15 protein-coding genes are annotated in these 19,294 nt (G+C 38.8%); 12 read left to right on the top strand and 3 right to left on the bottom strand.

The genetic code is table 11. From position 1 onward, the window contains the following. Window positions 1-81: 81 nt before the first annotated feature. Both leuS and J0J33_RS09145 read left to right on the top strand, forming a co-directional pair. Window positions 82-2,562 carry a leucine--tRNA ligase gene (leuS, locus tag J0J33_RS09150; protein ID WP_165706802.1) on the top strand — a complete coding sequence of 827 codons (2,481 nt, stop codon included), beginning with the start codon at window positions 82-84 and terminating at the stop codon, window positions 2,560-2,562. Window positions 2,563-2,715: 153 nt separating this feature from the next. Then, the gene (locus J0J33_RS09145; protein ID WP_206887580.1) at window positions 2,716-3,525 is read left to right on the top strand and encodes an alpha/beta fold hydrolase; all 810 of its coding nucleotides are present in this window, start codon (window positions 2,716-2,718) and stop codon (window positions 3,523-3,525) included. Between the two features lie 13 nt (window positions 3,526-3,538). On the opposite strand, the gene J0J33_RS09140 is transcribed toward J0J33_RS09145, so the two are convergent. Both J0J33_RS09140 and J0J33_RS09135 read right to left on the bottom strand, forming a co-directional pair. Continuing rightward, entirely contained in the window at window positions 3,539-4,708 is a 1,170-nt protein-coding gene (locus J0J33_RS09140) for an AI-2E family transporter (protein ID WP_195917229.1), read from the bottom strand. A gap of 134 nt (window positions 4,709-4,842) precedes the next feature. Next, a complete protein-coding gene (locus J0J33_RS09135) occupies window positions 4,843-5,196 on the bottom strand; it encodes an iron-sulfur cluster biosynthesis family protein (protein ID WP_004256237.1) in 354 nt (117 codons plus the stop codon). Between the two features lie 254 nt (window positions 5,197-5,450). Here J0J33_RS09135 and J0J33_RS09130 point away from each other — a divergent pair, with 254 nt between their 5' ends. Further along, window positions 5,451-7,433 carry an FAD-dependent oxidoreductase gene (locus J0J33_RS09130; RefSeq protein ID WP_206921711.1) on the top strand — a complete coding sequence of 661 codons (1,983 nt, stop codon included), beginning with the start codon at window positions 5,451-5,453 and terminating at the stop codon, window positions 7,431-7,433. Between the two features lie 198 nt (window positions 7,434-7,631). Further along, entirely contained in the window at window positions 7,632-8,591 is a 960-nt protein-coding gene (gene menA / locus J0J33_RS09125; protein ID WP_206887573.1) for a 1,4-dihydroxy-2-naphthoate polyprenyltransferase, read from the top strand. 49 nt (window positions 8,592-8,640) lie between these two features. On the opposite strand, the gene J0J33_RS09120 is transcribed toward menA, so the two are convergent. After that, entirely contained in the window at window positions 8,641-10,173 is a 1,533-nt protein-coding gene (locus J0J33_RS09120; RefSeq protein WP_206887570.1) for a class I adenylate-forming enzyme family protein, read from the bottom strand. A 278-nt stretch (window positions 10,174-10,451) separates the two neighbouring features. On the opposite strand from J0J33_RS09120, the gene sdaAB reads away from it, so the two are divergent. From sdaAB to J0J33_RS09080, 8 genes are all read left to right on the top strand, one after another. Beyond that, complete coding sequence (gene sdaAB / locus J0J33_RS09115) at window positions 10,452-11,123, top strand: L-serine ammonia-lyase, iron-sulfur-dependent subunit beta (protein ID WP_004256246.1); 672 nt, start codon at window positions 10,452-10,454, stop codon at window positions 11,121-11,123. Between the two features lie 9 nt (window positions 11,124-11,132). Then, window positions 11,133-12,005, top strand: a complete 873-nt coding sequence (gene sdaAA, locus J0J33_RS09110) for an L-serine ammonia-lyase, iron-sulfur-dependent, subunit alpha (RefSeq protein ID WP_004256247.1) — start codon at window positions 11,133-11,135, stop codon at window positions 12,003-12,005. Window positions 12,006-12,148: 143 nt separating this feature from the next. Beyond that, window positions 12,149-12,589 carry a CopY/TcrY family copper transport repressor gene (locus J0J33_RS09105; RefSeq protein ID WP_004256249.1) on the top strand — a complete coding sequence of 147 codons (441 nt, stop codon included), beginning with the start codon at window positions 12,149-12,151 and terminating at the stop codon, window positions 12,587-12,589. Between the two features lie 15 nt (window positions 12,590-12,604). Continuing rightward, window positions 12,605-12,814 (top strand): heavy-metal-associated domain-containing protein, encoded by a 210-nt coding sequence (locus tag J0J33_RS09100; protein ID WP_004256251.1) that lies wholly within the window; start codon window positions 12,605-12,607, stop codon window positions 12,812-12,814. Window positions 12,815-12,887: 73 nt separating this feature from the next. Beyond that, window positions 12,888-14,975 (top strand): cation-translocating P-type ATPase, encoded by a 2,088-nt coding sequence (locus tag J0J33_RS09095; RefSeq protein ID WP_165719811.1) that lies wholly within the window; start codon window positions 12,888-12,890, stop codon window positions 14,973-14,975. 76 nt (window positions 14,976-15,051) lie between these two features. Beyond that, window positions 15,052-16,830: a DNA helicase RecQ gene (gene recQ, locus J0J33_RS09090; protein ID WP_206887568.1), complete on the top strand. Its 1,779-nt coding sequence runs from the start codon at window positions 15,052-15,054 to the stop codon at window positions 16,828-16,830. A 126-nt stretch (window positions 16,831-16,956) separates the two neighbouring features. Next, a complete protein-coding gene (locus J0J33_RS09085) occupies window positions 16,957-17,907 on the top strand; it encodes a N(4)-(beta-N-acetylglucosaminyl)-L-asparaginase (RefSeq protein ID WP_206887566.1) in 951 nt (316 codons plus the stop codon). A 16-nt stretch (window positions 17,908-17,923) separates the two neighbouring features. Next, a complete protein-coding gene (locus J0J33_RS09080) occupies window positions 17,924-19,294 on the top strand; it encodes a PTS sugar transporter subunit IIC (RefSeq protein ID WP_061412813.1) in 1,371 nt (456 codons plus the stop codon).

The following is a 19,294-nucleotide window of genomic DNA, read 5'->3' as shown; positions in this document are numbered from 1 at the left end:
GATCTGCTTTTTTGATTTTTTTGATATAATAGAATTTGAGATTTGTAAATATAATTTATAAAAAACTTTAAGGAATGAAATATGGAATACAAACACACTGACATTGAAGCCAAGTGGCAAAAATACTGGGCCGACAATAACACTTTCCGTACAGGAACAGACAAAAACAAACCGAAATTTTATGCACTAGACATGTTTCCTTATCCATCAGGAGCAGGTCTTCACGTGGGGCATCCTGAAGGTTATACAGCAACAGATATTCTGAGCCGTTATAAACGTGCCCAAGGTTATAATGTCCTTCATCCAATGGGTTGGGATGCTTTTGGTTTGCCTGCCGAGCAGTATGCGATTGATACAGGTAATGATCCTGTCGAATTTACAGCTAAAAATATCGCTACTTTTAAACGTCAAATCAATAGTCTTGGTTTCAGCTATGACTGGGAACGTGAAGTAAATACAACAGATCCAGAATTTTATAAATGGACACAGTGGATTTTTACGAAGTTGTATGAAAAAGGTTTGGCCTATGAAGCTGAAGTAGCTGTCAACTGGGTTGAAGAATTAGGAACAGCTATCGCCAATGAAGAAGTCCTCCCTGATGGCACTTCGGAGCGTGGCGGCTATCCCGTTGTTCGCAAGCCGATGCGTCAATGGATGCTTAAGATTACAGCCTATGCGGAGCGTTTGCTTAATGATTTGGAAGAGCTCGACTGGCCAGAATCTATCAAAGAAATGCAACGCAATTGGATTGGTAAATCTGTCGGTGCAGACATTAACTTTAAAGTTGAGGGCACTGATGAAGAATTTACGGTTTTCACAACGCGTCCAGAAACACTTTTTGGCTCAACATTTGCTGTTCTTGCACCAGAGCACCCATTAGTAGAAAAAATTACTACTGCTGAACAAGCTGATGCTGTAGAAGACTATAAACACCAAGCCAGCCTTAAGTCAGATTTGGCTCGTACAGACTTGGCAAAGGATAAGACTGGCGTTTGGACAGGTGCATACGCAATTAATCCAGTAAGTGGCAAAAAAATGCCTATCTGGATTGCTGATTACGTTCTTGCAAGCTACGGACATGGTGCCGTTATGGCAGTACCTGGGCATGATGAACGAGATTGGGAATTTGCTAAGGTCTATGACTTAGAAATCGTTCCTGTTTTTGATGGTGGAAATGTTCAAGAAGTCTGCCATACAGAAGGTGGAAAAATTATAAATTCTGATTTCTTGAATGGTATGGAAAAGGAAGAAGCGATTGAAAAAATGGTCGCTTATCTGGAAGAAAAAGGTATCGGCTCTCGTAAAGTGACTTATCGTCTACGTGACTGGCTCTTTAGTCGTCAACGTTATTGGGGCGAGCCAATCCCAATTATTCATTGGGAAGATGGCACAACTACTGCTGTTCCAGAAGAAGAACTGCCATTAGTTTTACCAAAAACTTCAAATATTAAACCGTCAGGTACTGGCGAATCACCTTTGGCGAATTTAACAGATTGGCTGACTGTGACACGCGAAGATGGTGTAAAAGGTCGTCGTGAAACAAATACAATGCCACAATGGGCCGGTTCGTCATGGTATTACTTGCGCTACATTGATCCTAAAAATAGCCAAGCTATTGCTGATCCAGAGCTGATTAAAGAATGGCTTCCTGTTGATATTTATGTCGGCGGAGCCGAACATGCGGTTCTTCACCTTCTCTATGCACGATTTTGGCATAAAGTTCTCTTTGACTTGGGTGTTGTTCCAACAAATGAACCCTTCCAAAAACTTTTCAATCAAGGGATGATTTTGGGAACTTCTTATCGCGATAGTCGCGGTGCTTTGGTTGCTACAGATAAGGTTGAAAAACGTGATGGCTCTTATTACAATGTTGAGACTGGCGAAGAGCTTGAGCAAGCTCCAGCTAAAATGTCTAAATCATTGAAAAATGTGGTTAATCCCGATGATGTCGTTAAACGTTACGGAGCCGATACTTTACGCGTTTATGAAATGTTCATGGGACCTTTAGATGCAAGTATTCCTTGGTCAGAAGAAGGACTGGAAGGCGCGCGTAAATTCTTGGATCGTGTGGTCCGTTTGCTCAGCAATAGTACAATCACTGAAGAAAATGATGGTAGCCTAGATAAAGTTTATAATGAAACAGTTAAAAACGTTACCGAGCGCTTGGATCACATGTTGTTTAATACAGCAATTTCTCAATTGATGATCTTTGTAAATGCAGCCAATAAGGCTAAAACATTACCGCTTGAATATGCAAAAGGCTTTGTTCAACTTTTAGCTCCGTTTGCACCTCACCTTTCAGAAGAACTTTGGGTTGAACTCGGTAATGAAGCAGGTATTTCGTATGTTGCATGGCCATCATTTGATGAAAGCAAACTTGTTGAAGATGAAATAGAAATTGTCGTTCAAATCAACGGTAAGTTAAAAGCTAAAGTCATGATTGAAAAAGATTTACCAAAAGACCAACTTGAAAAAGTAGCTTTAGAAGCAGTCGAAGTGGAAGGAAATATCGTTAAAGTTATTGCGATTCCGAATAAATTGGTAAATATTGTTGTTAAATAATCTAAAAAGAGCGAGCAAATTTCGCTCTTTTTCTATTCCTCACCAAACATTAAAGCAAAAAATCAGGATTTCCTCGTCTTTTTTGCTACAATATGAATAGTTTTTGCTGTCAGAAATGTACAGTAAAAGATTGAGCAATAGAAAGAAGAAACAATGCCTTTTTATACAACAAATGATGGAGTTCAGATCAATTATCATAGCTATGGAGCAACAGAAAATCAAGCAATCGTTTTTATTAACGGCTATTCGGCGAGCGAAGTTACTTGGGCTTTTCAAGTCGATTATTTTGTTGCTGCAGGTTATCGTGTAGTCACTTATGATCACCGGAGTCATGGACAAAGCCAAGAAGTAGATTATGGGATGACCTTACATCGTTTGGCGACTGATTTAGAAGAGTTGATGAATGCTCTGCAACTTTCTCGACCTATATTGGTTGGACACTCGATGGGAGCAGCGACCATTATGGCATATGAAGAGCTTTTTACAGACGGAAAGTTAACAGCAATCGTAACAGAGGATCAAGCACCTACATTTATGAGAGCGCCAGACTGGTTAGATGGACAAACAGGTAAAACTCTTGGTGAATTATCTGATTTTATTAAAGATTTTCCGCGCACAAAATTAACTCATCGTCAATTGACAGATCAAGTAAAACGTGTGTTAGGTAAAGGGATGTTGCCCTTTAATTTTCAAAAGCACCAAGCCTTGCTTCAAAATGTGATTACTCAAGATTGGTGTCAGAATCTTACGCGCGAAACGGTTCCCCATTTGTTCTTTGCTGGTGGGTGTTCGCCTATTTTTCCTCCAGAACATGCTCAGGCAGCACGGAACCTACAACATAACGCACAATCAGAGGTAAGTATTTTTGCAGATTGTGGTCATATTCTTCATGTGGAAAATATTGAGGCTTTTAACCAAAAACTCCTTAATTTTATTCAAAAAGTCCAAGAAAAAAAGAGTTAGAAATAACTCTTTTTTATTTTTCGTGAGGAGTGAGAGAAAGTTTACTTTCCTTAGCCTCTAAATACTCCATAAAAATAATTTTAAGTAAGGCTGCGACAGGTACAGCGACGAACATGCCTAATATACCAAAATAAGCGCCGCCAATCGAGATAGAGATAATAACGATAATGGGGTTAACATTCAAAGCACCACTCATTAGTTTTGGTCCGATGATATTTCCATCAATTTGCTGAAGGATGATGAGCATAATAATCGTAACAAGCCCTGCTTCCCAACCGCCGGTAAAAAAAGCGATAATCATTGCGACAATCGAAGCAAAGATTGAACCAAAATAAGGAATCATGTTGCAAATACCAATAAGCAAACCTAAGGCCACTGAGAAGGGATTATGAGCAACGCCCGTTATGTGGAGGATAAATAGTAAGAACGTGGATGAAATCCACATGATGCATGCATCAATGAATTGTGTGGAAATAAATTTATAGAAGATAATATCTGTTTGGCGAAGATAATATTTTATTGCTTGGAGATGCTCCTGCTTAGCAGAAATCTTCCCAAAGCGGGAGAGAATCTGTAAGATACTTTCTTTATATAACAAAAGATAAATTGAAATGATAATGCCAACAACAATACGGAAAAGCTGTGAAGCAAGTGTGAAAGTAAAGGTACTCAGAGATTCAATGCCGCTGGTAATGTAGCGTGCGGCGTCCTGTGCACTAAACGCATTGACAAAAGAGCGAATAGAGTCTTCGATTTGTAAAAAATTATCTAACTCTTGAAATTGATTACTGCTGAGCCATTGATAAATGTTTTGGTAAATCGTAGGTAATAAGCGTAGAAACTCGAGTAAGTTACGAACCACAATGGGAAAGAGATAATAAATAACAAAAAAGAGGAGAAGTAAGAAAATCATATAAGTGACAAAAATACTAAATTTTCTTGCATGATGTTGGATAAATTTTACATTCAAACGTCTAAAAAGCAAGCTAAGTTTATGAATAGGTTTATCTAAAAAGTATGCAACGATTGCTCCGAGAAACAGAGGAGAGAGAATTTGTAAAAAATTGCCAATGCTTTTTGTAATCGGGGTAATGTTTGAAATGACATTAAAAAGTAAGAAAAGCACAACGAAAAAAAGTAGTCCGTTAAGCCAAAGGTTCCAGTTGATTTTTATTTTTCCCATGGGCGAGATGTCCTTTCGGGTAACTTGATATAAAGTAGTTCCTTTTATTGTAATATCATTAGAAAACTCTGTCAATTATTTTAAGAAAAAACCACAGAAAATTTCTGTAGTTTGGACAAAAATAGGATAACTATTTATTGGTGACGATAGTCAACAATTTCAATATGTGGGGCTATCTTTTCGCCATCGCCCATAATCTCAATCAAATGATTGGCCGTAACACGGACACGCATATTTTCATCAAAATACATCATCCCCCAAGCCTTGCAGTAAAAATCACCTAAAGGTGAGCTGATTTTCCCATCAAAAACTTTAGGAACTTCTCCTTTATTAACGGCAACAATACGATAACGTGTAATGCCACAACAGCTGCTTGGGAGTGTCTCATTACTTAAAGTATGATCAAAGTCTAAGACAAAGTCAGCAGGATCATCTTCAATAAGCGCTAATAGGCGCTTGGTGATAGTATCATCAAATGTAAGCTTCATAAAATAATTGTACTACATAGCTAGGGGGATATGCAGCAATTCAGCTTGAAAAAAAGAAGCTAGGTACTCTTATAAAATTTTTAATTTTGACTTTAAAAAGAGGATAGGGTATGTATAAATTCGTCAACTAACTTTTATTTGTCCGCTTACTTAGTAGAAGCACAATGTCGGACTTTACAAAGCAGCATGAAAGCGATATAATGTTAGATGGAAATTTTTTCATTATTATATTACTAGTAGGAGACCGATTTTAAATGACTAAGAAAAAAATCGTAGTCATCGGTGGTGGTGTTGCTGGGGTTCATGCAACACGTGAGCTTTCGAAAAAGCTTAAAGCGAATGCTGACATCACTTTGATTGACAAACACAGTTATCATACATCTATGACGCAACTTCATGAAGTTGCAGCAGGACGTGTGCCATTCACAACAGTTCAATATGACTTCCAAAAACTTTTGGGAAAACGTAAAAATGTGAGCCTTGTAACTGATGCTGTTGTCAGTCTTGATAAAGATAACAAAAAGGTTATCACTGAACAAGGAAGCTACGACTATGACTATGTTGTAGTTGCTCTTGGTGGTGAACCTAACGACTTTGGGGTACCTGGTGTTAAAGAACACGGTTTTACTCTTTGGTCACTCGAAGATGCTATGCGTATCAAACGTCAACTTGAAACTGTTGTTCAATATGGTTCAACAGAAGTTGACGATGAAAAACGCCGTGCACTTTTGACTATCTCTGTTGCAGGCTCAGGTTTCACAGGGATTGAAATGGCTGGTGAATTGATTGACTGGCGTAAGAAGGTTTCAACAGATTGGAAAATTCCTGAGGAAGAAATCACAATCAACGTTGTTGAAATGATGCCAACAATCTTGAACACATTGGACCGCAAGCAAGCAGACCGTGCACACGCATATCTTGAAAAGAAAAATGTCAATGTATTGACAAATCACGGTATCGTTGAAGTTGCAGAAGATCACATCAAAGTAAATGTTGGTGGACGAGACGAAGAAAAAGTTTCAAAAGAAATCCCAACACACACATTGATTTGGACTACAGGTGTTCAAGGGAATACAGCAGCACAGACTAATCTTAACGAAACAGAACGTGGACATCGTCTCCAAGCCAATGAATTTATGGAAGCAGTTGGATTTGAAGATAAAGGTATCTATGTAGCCGGAGACGTTTCAGGTTATATCGAACCTGATACAGGTCGTCCAACACCACAAATCGTTGAAGCGGCAGAGCAAACAGCGCACACAGCAGCTTCAAATATCATCGCAGATATTAACGGTGGAAGCAAACATAAACACGAAAGCAAATACCAAGGAACAATGGTTTCTATCGGTTCAACTTGGGGTGTTGCTAAAGTCGGAAGCATGCGTTTGACAGGTTTCTGGGCAATGTTGATGAAAAACATTGTTTACTTTATCTACACATTGCAAATCCGTTCCGCTCATTATTTCTGGCGTTATGCTTTGGATGAAGTTTTCCGTACAAAAGATGATCGTAACTTCATGCGTGGTCACACTTCACGTTTAGGTAACGTACTCTGGGCTGTGCCACTTCGTATCTTCTATGGTCTTGTTTGGTTGACAGAAGCAATGAAGAAAATTGTTGGTGAAGGTCAATTCTTTAATCCTACAACTTGGTTTGGTAAAGGTTCTTGGTTCACAGACGATCTTAAATTCCCATTTGCTTGGTTGCAAGAAGTACCTAAACATGCAGATGCTGCTGCTGGCGCAACCGGTGAAGCTGCAACTAAAGCTGCAGATGCTGCTGCTGGTGCAACTGGCGCTGCTGCTAGTGGTGGAGCAGAAGCTGCACACAAAGCGACAGAATGGGGTCTCTCATATGCTTATGGTACAGAGCCAATGCCAGTACTTGAAAAAGTACCACATTGGATGGAACCTATCTTTAAGTTCATGATTCCAAATCGTGATGTTGCATTGTTCATGCAAAAATTCATGTCTATCGTTGAAGTTTTACTTGCTCTTGCTATTATCTTTGGTCTCTTTACTTGGATTGCATCAGCTGTAACTGCAGCATTGACAGTGATGTTCGCACTATCTGGTATGTTCTTCTGGGTAAACATCTGGTTTGTTCCAGTAGCAATTGCCTTAATGAACGGTTCAGGCCGCGCATTTGGTTTAGATAAATGGGTTCAACCTTGGATTCAAAAAATACTTACCCAAGTATGGTATGGTAAATCTCGTTCAATTTATAAAGGACGTTAATTAAAAAATAGCTCATTAGAGCTATTTTTTATTTCTGAGAAATTCCTTCGGAAATTGATTCTGGAGCATTTATCAGCTATAATATAGAGTGTTCATGCTGTCTGGAAAAGATGAGCATCCTAAGAAGAATTAAACATCTAGGAAGTTTGATTGTTTGAAAACCAAAGAAAATATAGTGAAGGATATCCCAAACGCTTTATGACATTTAAAACATTTTTAGAACTTGTTGAAATTAAAACCAAAATTGCCAGTATATTTCCTTATATTATTGGCTTACTTTTCAGTCTGAGTTATTTTAAAACATTTAACGCTGGCCTATCGTTTCTTTTTTTATTGGCTATGCTTATTTTTGATATGACGGTAACAGCGATTAACAATTATCAAGATTTTCAAAAAGCTAAAGATGAAATTTATCAAAAACAAGAAAATATTATTGGTAAAGCTAATCTGTCACCACATTTTGTTAGAAATTTGATAGTATTCATGGTTCTTGTCAGCCTGGGTTTGGGTTTCCTTTTGGCTTATTTTACGGGCTGGCTCTTTTTGGTGCTGGGAGGCATCGTCTTCTTTATCGGCGTTTTTTATACTTATGGTCCGATACCTCTTTCTCGTATGCCATTGGGTGAAATCTTTTCCGGTGGAACAATGGGATTTGGAATCTTTGCAATGGTGATTCTCATCAATAGTGCAGAAAATCCTATTTTTAAACTTGATCTCAACTTTGCGGCAAACTCTTTTGCGCTTTCTGGAGATATAGTTGGTGCTATAGCAATGGTAATTGCGAGTTTACCGTTAGTCTTTACGATTGCAAATATTATGCTGGCTAACAACTTGCGTGATTTGGATACAGATATTAAAAACCATCGTTATACTTTAGTTTATTATATTGGACGTAAACAAGGTATTCAGCTTTTTCAACTGCTTGTGTACAGTGCATATTTCTTCATTATTTTAGGTTTTTTCATTGGAATTTTTGAATGGCCAACATTATTGACTGTTCTTTCCTTTCCGATAATTCAGAAGAACTTGAAACACCATGCAGCAGAAGTTCCTGCGCCTCATAGCTTTGTTTATTCTTTAAAAAATATGGTTTTATTTAATAGCTCTTATGCTTTCTCTCTCCTTTTATCGCTTCTGTGGCAAGCAGTAGCAAAATAATTTAAAAAAGGTAGTTTCCTCTTGGGAACTACCTTTTTGTATATGATATTTATTTTTTAGCTGCTGCAAGTTCACGCTCAAGAGCTAATCTTTGAACTTTCATTGTGGCTGTACGAGGTATCGCATCATAGTCCATGAGAAGCGGCTCATTTAGGAATGGCATGTCAATGATAGAAGACCACCAAGCTTTCCAGTCCATTTCTTTACCTTCGGCAAGCGCCAAAATAGGTTGAGGATGTCCAGAAGCATCGCGGATAATTATTACTTCGTCAAGAAAGTCGTGTTGATCGAGGAGGAGATCTTCAATGGCTAAGTTTGACTCCACCTTGTCAATGAGATCAACTTGACGATCATAGAGGAAGAGCACACCGTCTTCATCCATAATCCCCCAGTCGCCTGTATCCCACCAGTCGCCATAAACTTCTTCAGCAAAACGACTATCCTCTTTATAATAAGTAAGAGCACGCCCTTTAGAGAGGAAATGAATATGACCAGGTGTACCAGCAGGAACAACATTTCCGTCAGCATCTGTTACGCGCGCTTGGGAAAGTCCAGGCATGCCGATGCCCATTTCACGAGCATTTGTACTTGGTAAGGTACTAAGGCGGTGTTTTTTCCAAATCATTGGACCGCATTCAGACTGACCGTAGATTTGCAAGAAAACAGGATTTTCCTCTTTAGAAGCCGCAAGGAAAGTATGCATCGTATCTTTGTTAATCGCATCAAAAGTAGAGTGGAGATAGCGAATAGAAGCAAAGGCCTCGGGTGTTTCTTTTACAACATTTGCTAGGCGAACAAAATGGTTTGGGTGTGTTTCGAAAGCTGTAGGGCGATATTTTTCAAACATGCTAAGCACAGTATTTTTTTCTAAATTAGAAAGTGGCATAAGATCAAAGCCGAAGGTCATGGCTGATGATATACCAATGTTAAAGCGGGAATGAACAGGTGAAATATGGAATGCCAACAGTGAAGATTTGTCTGGCATCCAATCCATTACTGTACGTTGCAAGACCCAACGCCAGCCCATAGATTGAGCTGAGTGTGCAATCAGTTTCGGAATTCCAGTAGTACCTGAGGTATGTGTGAGATAAGCAATCTCATCCGTAGCTAATTGTTGATTGCTTACTACAGGACTATTAGTGATTGAAGCAAAGTCAGAAACAAAGAGTTTGTGATCTTCGTTTACATTTTTTAATTCCTGAACGACAGCATCTGTATCTTCATCAAAAATGAGCCAAGGAGTTTCAAGGCGTGCAGCAAGAGTATCCATTACTGGTGTAGAAAAGTGATGGGAAATCATTGCAGGCACAGCACCCAGATAGGACACAGCAACGGCCAGAAGATAAGTGTCAAAAGCACTTGATTTAAAAATAATGACCTTGTCTTCTTTTTTTATTCCCAAGGCTGACAAATTATAAGCTTTTTGCAAGACTGCTTCGTGAACGCTTTGATAATTTGTTTCAAGATCTAATTCCGGGAAAGCGTTTAACTTTTTATCGAAAATAAAACGACTTTTGGGGAACTTTTCAGCAGATTCTTTGAAATTTACATAAAGATTCAGAGGTTTGTGATTGAATTTCATTGAAATCTCTCTTTCTATTTTTCTAAAGTTTATTATATCACAAACTATCGGCGAGAATTGAGAAAAAAATGTCCTTTTTGCATTTTTAATCATTAAAGAATAGTCTGAAAAGTCCACGTAAAATGGGAAAATTAGCAAACTTATCTTTTTGCTACAGCCCCAGTTTTATATAGATATGAAAACGTATTAGTGTTATAATGATTTTAAGAATAAATTGTTTCGTTGGAATATAAAAAATTCGAACGAAAAGCTTTGCTGAGCAAAGTTGCGGAGGAAATATGGAAAATTTACGTTACAAAAGTGTATTTGACATTATTGGTCCTGTAATGGTTGGTCCCAGTAGTTCTCACACTGCCGGTGCTGCCCGTATAGGAAAGATTATTCGTTCAATTTTTGGCGAATTGCCCGAGAAGGTTGAGATTCATTTGTATGAGAGTTTTGCCAAAACTTATCGTGGACATGGAACAGATGTTGCTTTGGTTGCTGGTGTTTTAGGTATGGATCCTGATGATCCTCGCTTACGAGATGCACCGCGCATTGCTCACGAAGAAGGGATGGAAGTGACATATGTGCCTCATCCAGAAGATAAGGCAGACCATCCTAACACAGCGCGTCTGATTTTGAAAAAAGGGGACCGTGACATGAGCGTCACAGGGATTTCTATTGGCGGGGGCTTGATTCAAGTGACCGAACTCAATGGTTTCGATATTTCTATTTCAGCAGGGATGCCAACTTTTGTTATTGTCCATCAAGATGCACCAGGTATTTTGGCGCGTCTCGGAGCTATTTTTGAAAAGCATGATATTAACGTGGCACAAATGAATTTGACACGTGAAGCTAAAGGTGAAAAAGCAATCATGATTATGGAAGTAGACAGTTTCGATGTCGAAGAAGCTTTTGAGGAAATGAAACACATTCCGAAACTTTCTGCTGTAAATTTCTTTAAATAAGGGGTAATTATGTTTTCAAATGTACAAGAACTGCTTGAAGATGCAAAAGCATATCCATCAATTGCTGAATTGATGATTGCAGAAGAAATAGAACAAACCGGTGCGAGCCGTGAACAAATCATTGAGATGATGGAACATAACTTGGCAACAATGATGTCATCAATTGAGGAAGGACTACTTGGAAATAAGTCAACAACAGGACTTACAGGTGGCGATGCCAAGAAGATGGATGAATACATTAAATCAGGAAAAGCGATATCAGGTGATGTTATTTTAGGAGCAGCGCGTGATGGCGTAGCTGTAAATGAAGTCAATGCTCAGATGGGACTCATCTGTGCGACACCGACAGCGGGGTCAGCTGGATGTCTACCTGGTGTGCTCTCTGCAGCAACGAAGAAGTTAGGGCTTACACATGAGCAGCAGGTAGAATTTATCTTTACAGCTGGTGCTTTTGGTTTAGCAATCGCAAACAATGCAACGATTGCAGGTGCTGAAGGAGGATGTCAAGCAGAAGTTGGGTCGGCATCGGCCATGTCCGCAGCCGCTTTGGTTATCATGGCTGGAGGTACGGGCGAGCAAGCCGGAATAGCCTTAGCTTTGACACTCCAAAATATGTTGGGCCTGATTTGTGACCCTGTCGCAGGTTTAGTAGAAATTCCTTGTGTCCATCGTAACGCTATGGGGGCTTCTCAGGCGATGATTTCCGCCGATATGGCTTTAGCTGGTGTTAAAACAGTTATACCTGTTGATGAAGTGATCACATGTATGTACAATGTAGGACGCTCACTGCCCTCTGCTCACCGTGAAACTGGTGAAGGTGGGCTTGCTGCAACGCCAACAGGACGTGAAATTATGGAGCGCATCTTTGGTGACGGAAAATAATAATATTGAAAATAAACGACCCTTTTTGAAAGTCTATACTTGCCTTAAAGGGTTTTTTTATTTATAATACAGAGTTGTGACTTGACATTTATAGTTTACAGTTGTAAACTGTAGTTGTAGTAAAAATAAAGTAAGGAGCGCCAATGAACGAAACAGAATTTAATATATCAAATGCAGAATTGATTGTTATGCGTGTTATATGGTCGCTCGGCGAAGCACGAGTTGATGAGATTTCTTGTCAAATTTCGCCCGATTTGGATTGGTCTCTAGCAACAGTTAAAACTTTGCTGGGGCGCCTCGTGAAAAAGGGAATGCTAAGTACTGAAAAAGAAGGTCGTAAGTTTGTTTATCGCCCTTTAATGGCAGAATGTACAGCTATTCAAATGATGGGACAGTCTTTACTTGAAAAAGTTTGTGAAACAAAACAAGTGAAGCTCTTAGCCGATATGATCGCCTTGTCAAACTTGACTTCAGAAGATGTAGCAAGTTTGCAAGAAGCGCTAAAAAATAAAGAAACAGTTCAAGAAACAACTTGTACTTGTTTAGAAAATTTTAATTCTTGCAGCTGCCAACACGTCAGCTAATATGGAGGAGAGATAATGGAAAAAGAAAAATTCGTAATCAAAGGTATGACTTGTGATCACTGTGCAATGCATGTGACTTCAGCACTCGAAGGGCTTACTGGTGTAAAATCCGCAAAAGTCTCTTTAAAAAAGAATGAAGCACTTGTGAAATTCGATGCAGCGACAACACCCGTAGAAGATTTAGCAATGGCTGTTAAAGAAGCTGGCTACGAATTAGTAAAATAAGAAGGCTGTCCTTAGGGGCAGTTTTCTCTGGAACACAATGTTTACATTTGTAAATTTAATGAAGGAGTAGAAAATGAGAAGTCAAAACTTTGTCATCACGGGTATGACCTGTGCAAACTGTGTGAATACCGTATCCAAAGCATTGAATAACTCGAATAAAATCCAAGAAGCAACAGTTAACTTGGCAACCGAAAAAGCAAAAGTCATTTTTGATGATAGCATTAGTGATCAAGATGTGATCAATATAGTTGAAAAGGTGGGCTATGGTGCTATTGTAAACGATAAAGCACATCAAGAAAAAATTGCAGCTCAAGCGCGTAGAAGGAATCGTAATTTACGATTGTCATTGATCGTGTCAGTAATTTTGACTCTGCCTTTAGTACTTGCTATGTTTGAAGGAGTATTGGGCACACACTATTTGATGTTTCTACACAATCCTGTTTTACAACTTATTCTCGCAACACCTGTTCAGTTTATTATCGGTTGGCGCTTTTACGTCGGCGCTTATCATGCATTGAAAAATGGAAATGCAAATATGGATGTTCTAGTAGCACTTGGAACTAGCGTTGCATATTTTTCGAGTTTAATTTTAGCGGTATTTTTAGGACAAGACAATGCTTTGAATTTTGAATCAGCTATGGTTATTATTACCTTGGTTGTTTTAGGAAAAGTACTTGAGCACAATGCTAAAGAAAAAACAAGTCAGGCAATCACGAGCTTGATGAGTAGTAGGGTTAAAATGGTTCACACAGAAGAAGGTGAGCGCCCGCTTGAAGAAGTCCAAATCGGGGATGTTATTCAAATTTATCCGGGAGAGAAGGTACCTTTGGATGCAATGATCCTTAAAGGTAAAGCATCTTTTGACGAAAGTCACTTGACTGGCGAATCTTTACCTGTTGTCAAAGCAGACGATGATACACTATTTGAAGGGGCTGTGAATTTAGACGGTTCCATTAAAGCTGTTGTTGTTCGAGATGTTAACGATTCGACTATTTCTCGGATGGTTGAAATGATGGAAGAAGCGCAAGCCTCAAAACCTGATATTCAAAAATTCGCGGATAAAATCTCAAATGTCTTTGTTCCAATTGTTTTGGTCATTTCACTTGTGACTTTTGTAGCAACATGGGCTATTACTGGGACATTATTGACTGCCATTATGCATGCTGTGGCAACATTGGTTATTGCTTGCCCATGTGCGCTTGGTTTAGCGACACCAACCGCAATTATTTCAGGAACAGGACTTGCTGCTAAGAATGGCTTGCTGTTGAAAAATGCCAATGCTTTAGAACTGACAAATAGCGTGACAACAGTTTTCTTTGATAAGACAGGGACGATTACGACAGGTGAATTTGAGTTGTCTCAATTTGAGGGCAACGATGAATCATTTAAAATTTTAGCAAGTTTAGAAAGTCATTCGCACCATCCGTTAGCTCAAGCCGTAAAAACTGAGGAAATCTACCCCGTAGAAAACCTTAAAGAAATTGCTGGTCGTGGACTTTCAGGAGAAATAAATGGCCGTCAATATTATGCAGGAAATGCAAAACTTATGGAAGAGCACGGGTACGATGTCACATCAAGCACAGATACTGTTATTTATCTTGCGGATGATGTAAGCCATATAGCTACAGCAACCTTTAAATCTTCAATTAAGCAAGAAAGTGTGCAGACCGTAGCTGCACTGAAAAAAGCCGGCATTAAAACTGTGATGTTGACAGGGGACAATGAAGATTCTGCTAAAAAAATCCAAGAAATTGTCAATTTGGATGAAGTAAAAAGTAATCTATCACCTGAAGACAAAGCTAAAATTGTCCAAGAAACTTCACATTCCATTATGGTAGGGGACGGAATAAACGATGCTATTGCATTAGCAAGTAGTACTGTGGGTGTTGCCATGGCAACAGGCTCAGATATTGCGATGGAAGCAGGAGATGTGACCATTATGGGTGGTAAAATCCATAAATTACTCGATCTCTTTAAGATATCTCGAAAAACCTTAAGTAAAATCAAACAAAATTATTTTTGGGCCTTCATTTACAATATTATTGGTATCCCGCTGGCAGCTTTTGGATTACTCAATCCAATGATTGCTGCAGCGGCAATGAGCTTGTCTAGCGTTTCCGTAATTTTGAATTCCTTACTTTTGACTAAAACAAAAATTTGAGGTACTCTAAAAATAAAAGAAAAAAATTCACTTTTGTTCGTGAATTTTTTTAGTATTAAACGTATAATAGGAAAAGATGAATTTAGAAGCAAAACTCAAGGAAATATTTGGCTACGAAAGTTTCCGTCAAGGTCAAAAACAAATAATAGAGCAAGTTCTACAGGGAAAAGATACTCTGGGGATATTGCCGACAGGTGCAGGGAAATCCATTTGCTATCAATTACCTGCCCTTTTACAAGAAGGTGTTACTCTTGTGGTCTCGCCTTTAATTTCCCTGATGAAGGATCAGGTGGATCAGCTAAATATTGCAAATATACCAGCAACATTTATTAATTCGACAGTAGATGAGCAAGAAGCTTATTTCCGAATGCAACAGATCGAAAATGGCGAGGTTAAAATCTTGTTTGTTGCTCCTGAACGGTTTGAATTAGAATCTTTTAACTATTTTTTGCAACACCTTCCTATTGATTTGGTTGCAATTGATGAAGCACACTGTATCTCTCAATGGGGACATGATTTTAGACCTTCTTATGTTACTTTTGCGAAACGATTGGCTGATTTGCCTACTTCACCAACAATCTTAGCACTAACAGCTACAGCCACACCTCGGGTATCTGCAGATATTCAAGACTTATTACAAATCTCTGAATACAACACTGTTAAAACAGGTTTTTTACGCGAAAACTTACGCTTTGAAGTTGTTAAAGGAAAAGATAAACGTGACTTTTTAAAGTCCTACTTAAAAGAACATACTGACGAATCAGGCATTATCTATGCCAACACACGTAAAGAAGTAGAAGAAGTTACGGAATGGTTAAACCGAAATAATTTTCCTGCTAAACGTTATCATGCCGGTTTAGCTGAGGGAGAGCGCCAAAAAAACCAAGAAGATTTCCTTTATGATGAAGTTCCTATTATGGTGGCAACCAATGCTTTTGGAATGGGGATAAATAAGAGCAATGTTCGTTTTGTAATTCATTATGGGATGCCTGCTACTATTGAAGCCTACTATCAAGAAGCAGGTCGTGCAGGACGAGATGGACTTGATTCGGATGCTATCTTATTATTTTCGCCCAATGATGTTCGTCTCAGAAACTTCTTGATCGAGCAAGGCGAAGGGAGTGAGCAACATAAGGAGCAAGAATACGAAAAACTAAGGCAGATGCAAGCTTATACAAGCTCAGAAACTTGCTTGCAGGGTTATATTTTACAGTATTTTGGTGATGCGGGAGAGGACTGTCATAAGTGCTCAAACTGTTTAGACGACCGGGAGCGTACAGATGTTACGCTTGATGCACAAAAAGTTATGTCTTGTGTTATTCGGATGGAACAACGTTTCGGAAAAACAGCAGTCGCACAAGTTTTAGTAGGCTCTAAAAATAAAAACTTAGCACGTTGGAATTTTGAAAAACTCTCAACTTTTGGCATAATGAAGGGATATTCGCAAAAAGCAGTTGGAGAACTGATTGATTTTTTAGCGGGGGAAGGTTACTTAGCTGTCTCCGCAGGCAAATTCCCCTTACTTGGGGTTTCTGATCGTGGGATAGCTGTTCTACAAGGTAGAGAGCAAGTCTGGCGACGTACAGCTTTAAGCACTACTAAGCAACAGTCTGTAGCTAATGGTACATTTAATTTGGAGTTATTTGAAGAATTACGGACGTTACGTCTCGATATTGCCAAGTCAGAAGGCGTTCCTCCTTTCATGATATTTTCCGATGCTTCATTGAAAGACATGACAAGAATTATGCCTTTAGACGAAGAGACATTTTTAGAAGTTTCCGGTGTAGGTCAAGTGAAGTTGAAAAAGTATGGTCATGTGTTCCTAGAGGCATTAAACATCTATAATCAAGAATAGTATAAAAATAGAGAAGCATGAGTCTTTCTCTATTTTTATTTGTGCCTTGACAAATGTAAGCGTTTAATTTATAATGTATACAAATAGTATATACTAGATTGTATATAAAATAAAAAAGGAGTATTTATGTGGGGAATTATTGCAACGTGGCGAATGGCTCATGATGGGGTTTGTAAAGCTGAAGAGCTTTTGAGCAAAGGAGGAGAGGCTGGAGAAGCACTAGAACAAGCTATAAAAGAGGTTGAAGATTATCCTTATTATAAGTCTGTCGGATATGGTGGACTACCAAATGAAGCAGGAATTTTAGAAATGGATGCTGCATATATGGATGGAGATAGTTTTAAAATTGGTGCAGTGGCAGGCATTACTGATATTGCTAATCCAATAGCAGTAGCAAAAGCCTTATCTGAGGAAAAATTTAATAGTATGCGAGTCGGTCCAGGCGCAAGACAATATGCTATTGAAGCAGGCTTTAAGCAGAAAAAAATGTTAACAGAGCGCGCCAAAAAAATATGGGAGAGACGTTTAGAAGAAATGAAACGTACAGGTCTTTCGGCTTATGATGGACATGATACGGTGGGTATGGTTGCCTTAGACAGTAGTAGAAAAATGGTGGCAGGAACTTCAAGTTCTGGTCTCTTCATGAAAAAATCTGGCCGGGTTGGTGATTCACCACTCTCAGGTTCCGGCTTTTATGTGGATAGTCAGGTTGGAGGGGCTACAGCAACAGGACTTGGTGAAGATTTGATGAAAGGAATTTTATCCTATGAAATCGTTCGTCTCATGTCTGAAGGCCATACGCCCCAAGAGGCTTGTGATCAGGCGGTGTATTCTTTTGAAGATAAATTGAAAGAAAGATACGGTAAAGCAGGAGCTTTTTCACTTGTCGCACTGGATAAAGCAGGAAACTGGGGTGTCGCAACAAATGTGGAATTTACCTTTAGTGTAGCCACGCAAAAGCAAGAACCAAGTATCTTTATCGCCCACCCAGAAGCAAATCACAAGACAAAAATCGAGCCCATTAGCCAAGAATGGTTAGATGCTTATGAAGCAAGAATTAAAGCACCTATCGAATAGGTAGAAGGAGAAATTGATGTTTTCAAAGCTTGAAAAAATTATGTTGCCCCTGGCTGAAAAAATAGGACGTAACAAGTATCTTATTGCAATAAGAAATGGTTTTCTCGTTTCAACACCACTATTGATTGCGGGATCTTTCTTTTTACTTTTAGCAAATTTCCCTATTCCTCAATGGATTAATTTTTTGGAAACGACGGTTATTAACAGTAAGACCGGGACGACCTTAGCTGAAATGATTACTAAGCCTGCAGATGCGACCTTTACGATCATGGCCGTGTTTGCAGTTGTGGGGATAGGTTATTCTTTTGCGAAAGAAATTAAGGCTAACCCCATTTTTGGAGCGGCAGTTACTTTAATGTCTTGGTTTCTTCTGATGCCCTACTCTGTGACTGGAGAGGTAACAGTTGAGGGGATGGCAAATCCGGTATCAGCTACCTTAACAGCTCTCCCACTTTCTTGGGTCGGAGCAAAAGGGATTTTTATCGGGATTATTTGCGCCTTTGTTTCTGTTAATCTTTATCAATTTGCTGTCAACAGAAAATGGGTAATCAAAATGCCTGAAGGTGTACCACCCATGGTTGAAGATTCCTTCGCTGCTTTGATTCCAGGTGCTTTTGTCATGCTAATATTTTTTGCACTGAACTTGGTATTGAACATTTTTGGCACAAATGCTTTTGACTTAGTTTTTAACTTTTTACAAATACCGCTGCTCCATCTCGGAGATACAGTATGGGCAATGATTATTGCTTATATCTTTCTTCATGTTTTCTGGTTTTTCGGCGTCAACGGAAGTTCAGTCGTGGGTGCGGTTTTTAATCCTATCCTGCTGACGCTCTCTCTTGAAAATGTAGAGTATTTTAAAAATGGAACCGGAGCACCTCATATTGTAAATGCTCAATTTCAAGACTTATTTGCAACCTTTGGAGGTGCTGGATCAACACTTTCTTTATTAATTGCAATGCTAATTGTTTGTCGTTCAAAACGAATTAAGGAGTTAGGTAAGCTTGCTTTGGTTCCAGGCATATTTGGGATAAATGAGCCGATTATTTTTGGTCTTCCTATTGTACTTAATCCTCTCATTTTTATTCCTTTTGTCTTAGTACCAACCTTTAATATTATTGTTTCTTATATTATGATGAACCTTCATCTTGTGCCAATCACCAACGGTGTTTTGATTCCGTGGACTACGCCCATTATTATTTCAGGTTTCTTAGCAACAAACTGGGCCGGAGCACTTTTGCAACTCGTTTTGCTTATCATTGGTGTATTTATCTACATTCCTTTTATCAAAATTATGGATGTACAATACATGAATGAAGAACGACAAGCTGCTGATGCAGAATTAGAAGCTATTACAGAGGAAATGTTGAGCTTTGATAATCTATAG

This window comes from Lactococcus sp. LG1267 (assembly GCF_017309545.1).
In the GTDB taxonomy this organism is placed as follows: domain Bacteria; phylum Bacillota; class Bacilli; order Lactobacillales; family Streptococcaceae; genus Lactococcus; species Lactococcus petauri.
This window is presented reverse-complemented; position numbering and strand designations above follow the sequence as displayed.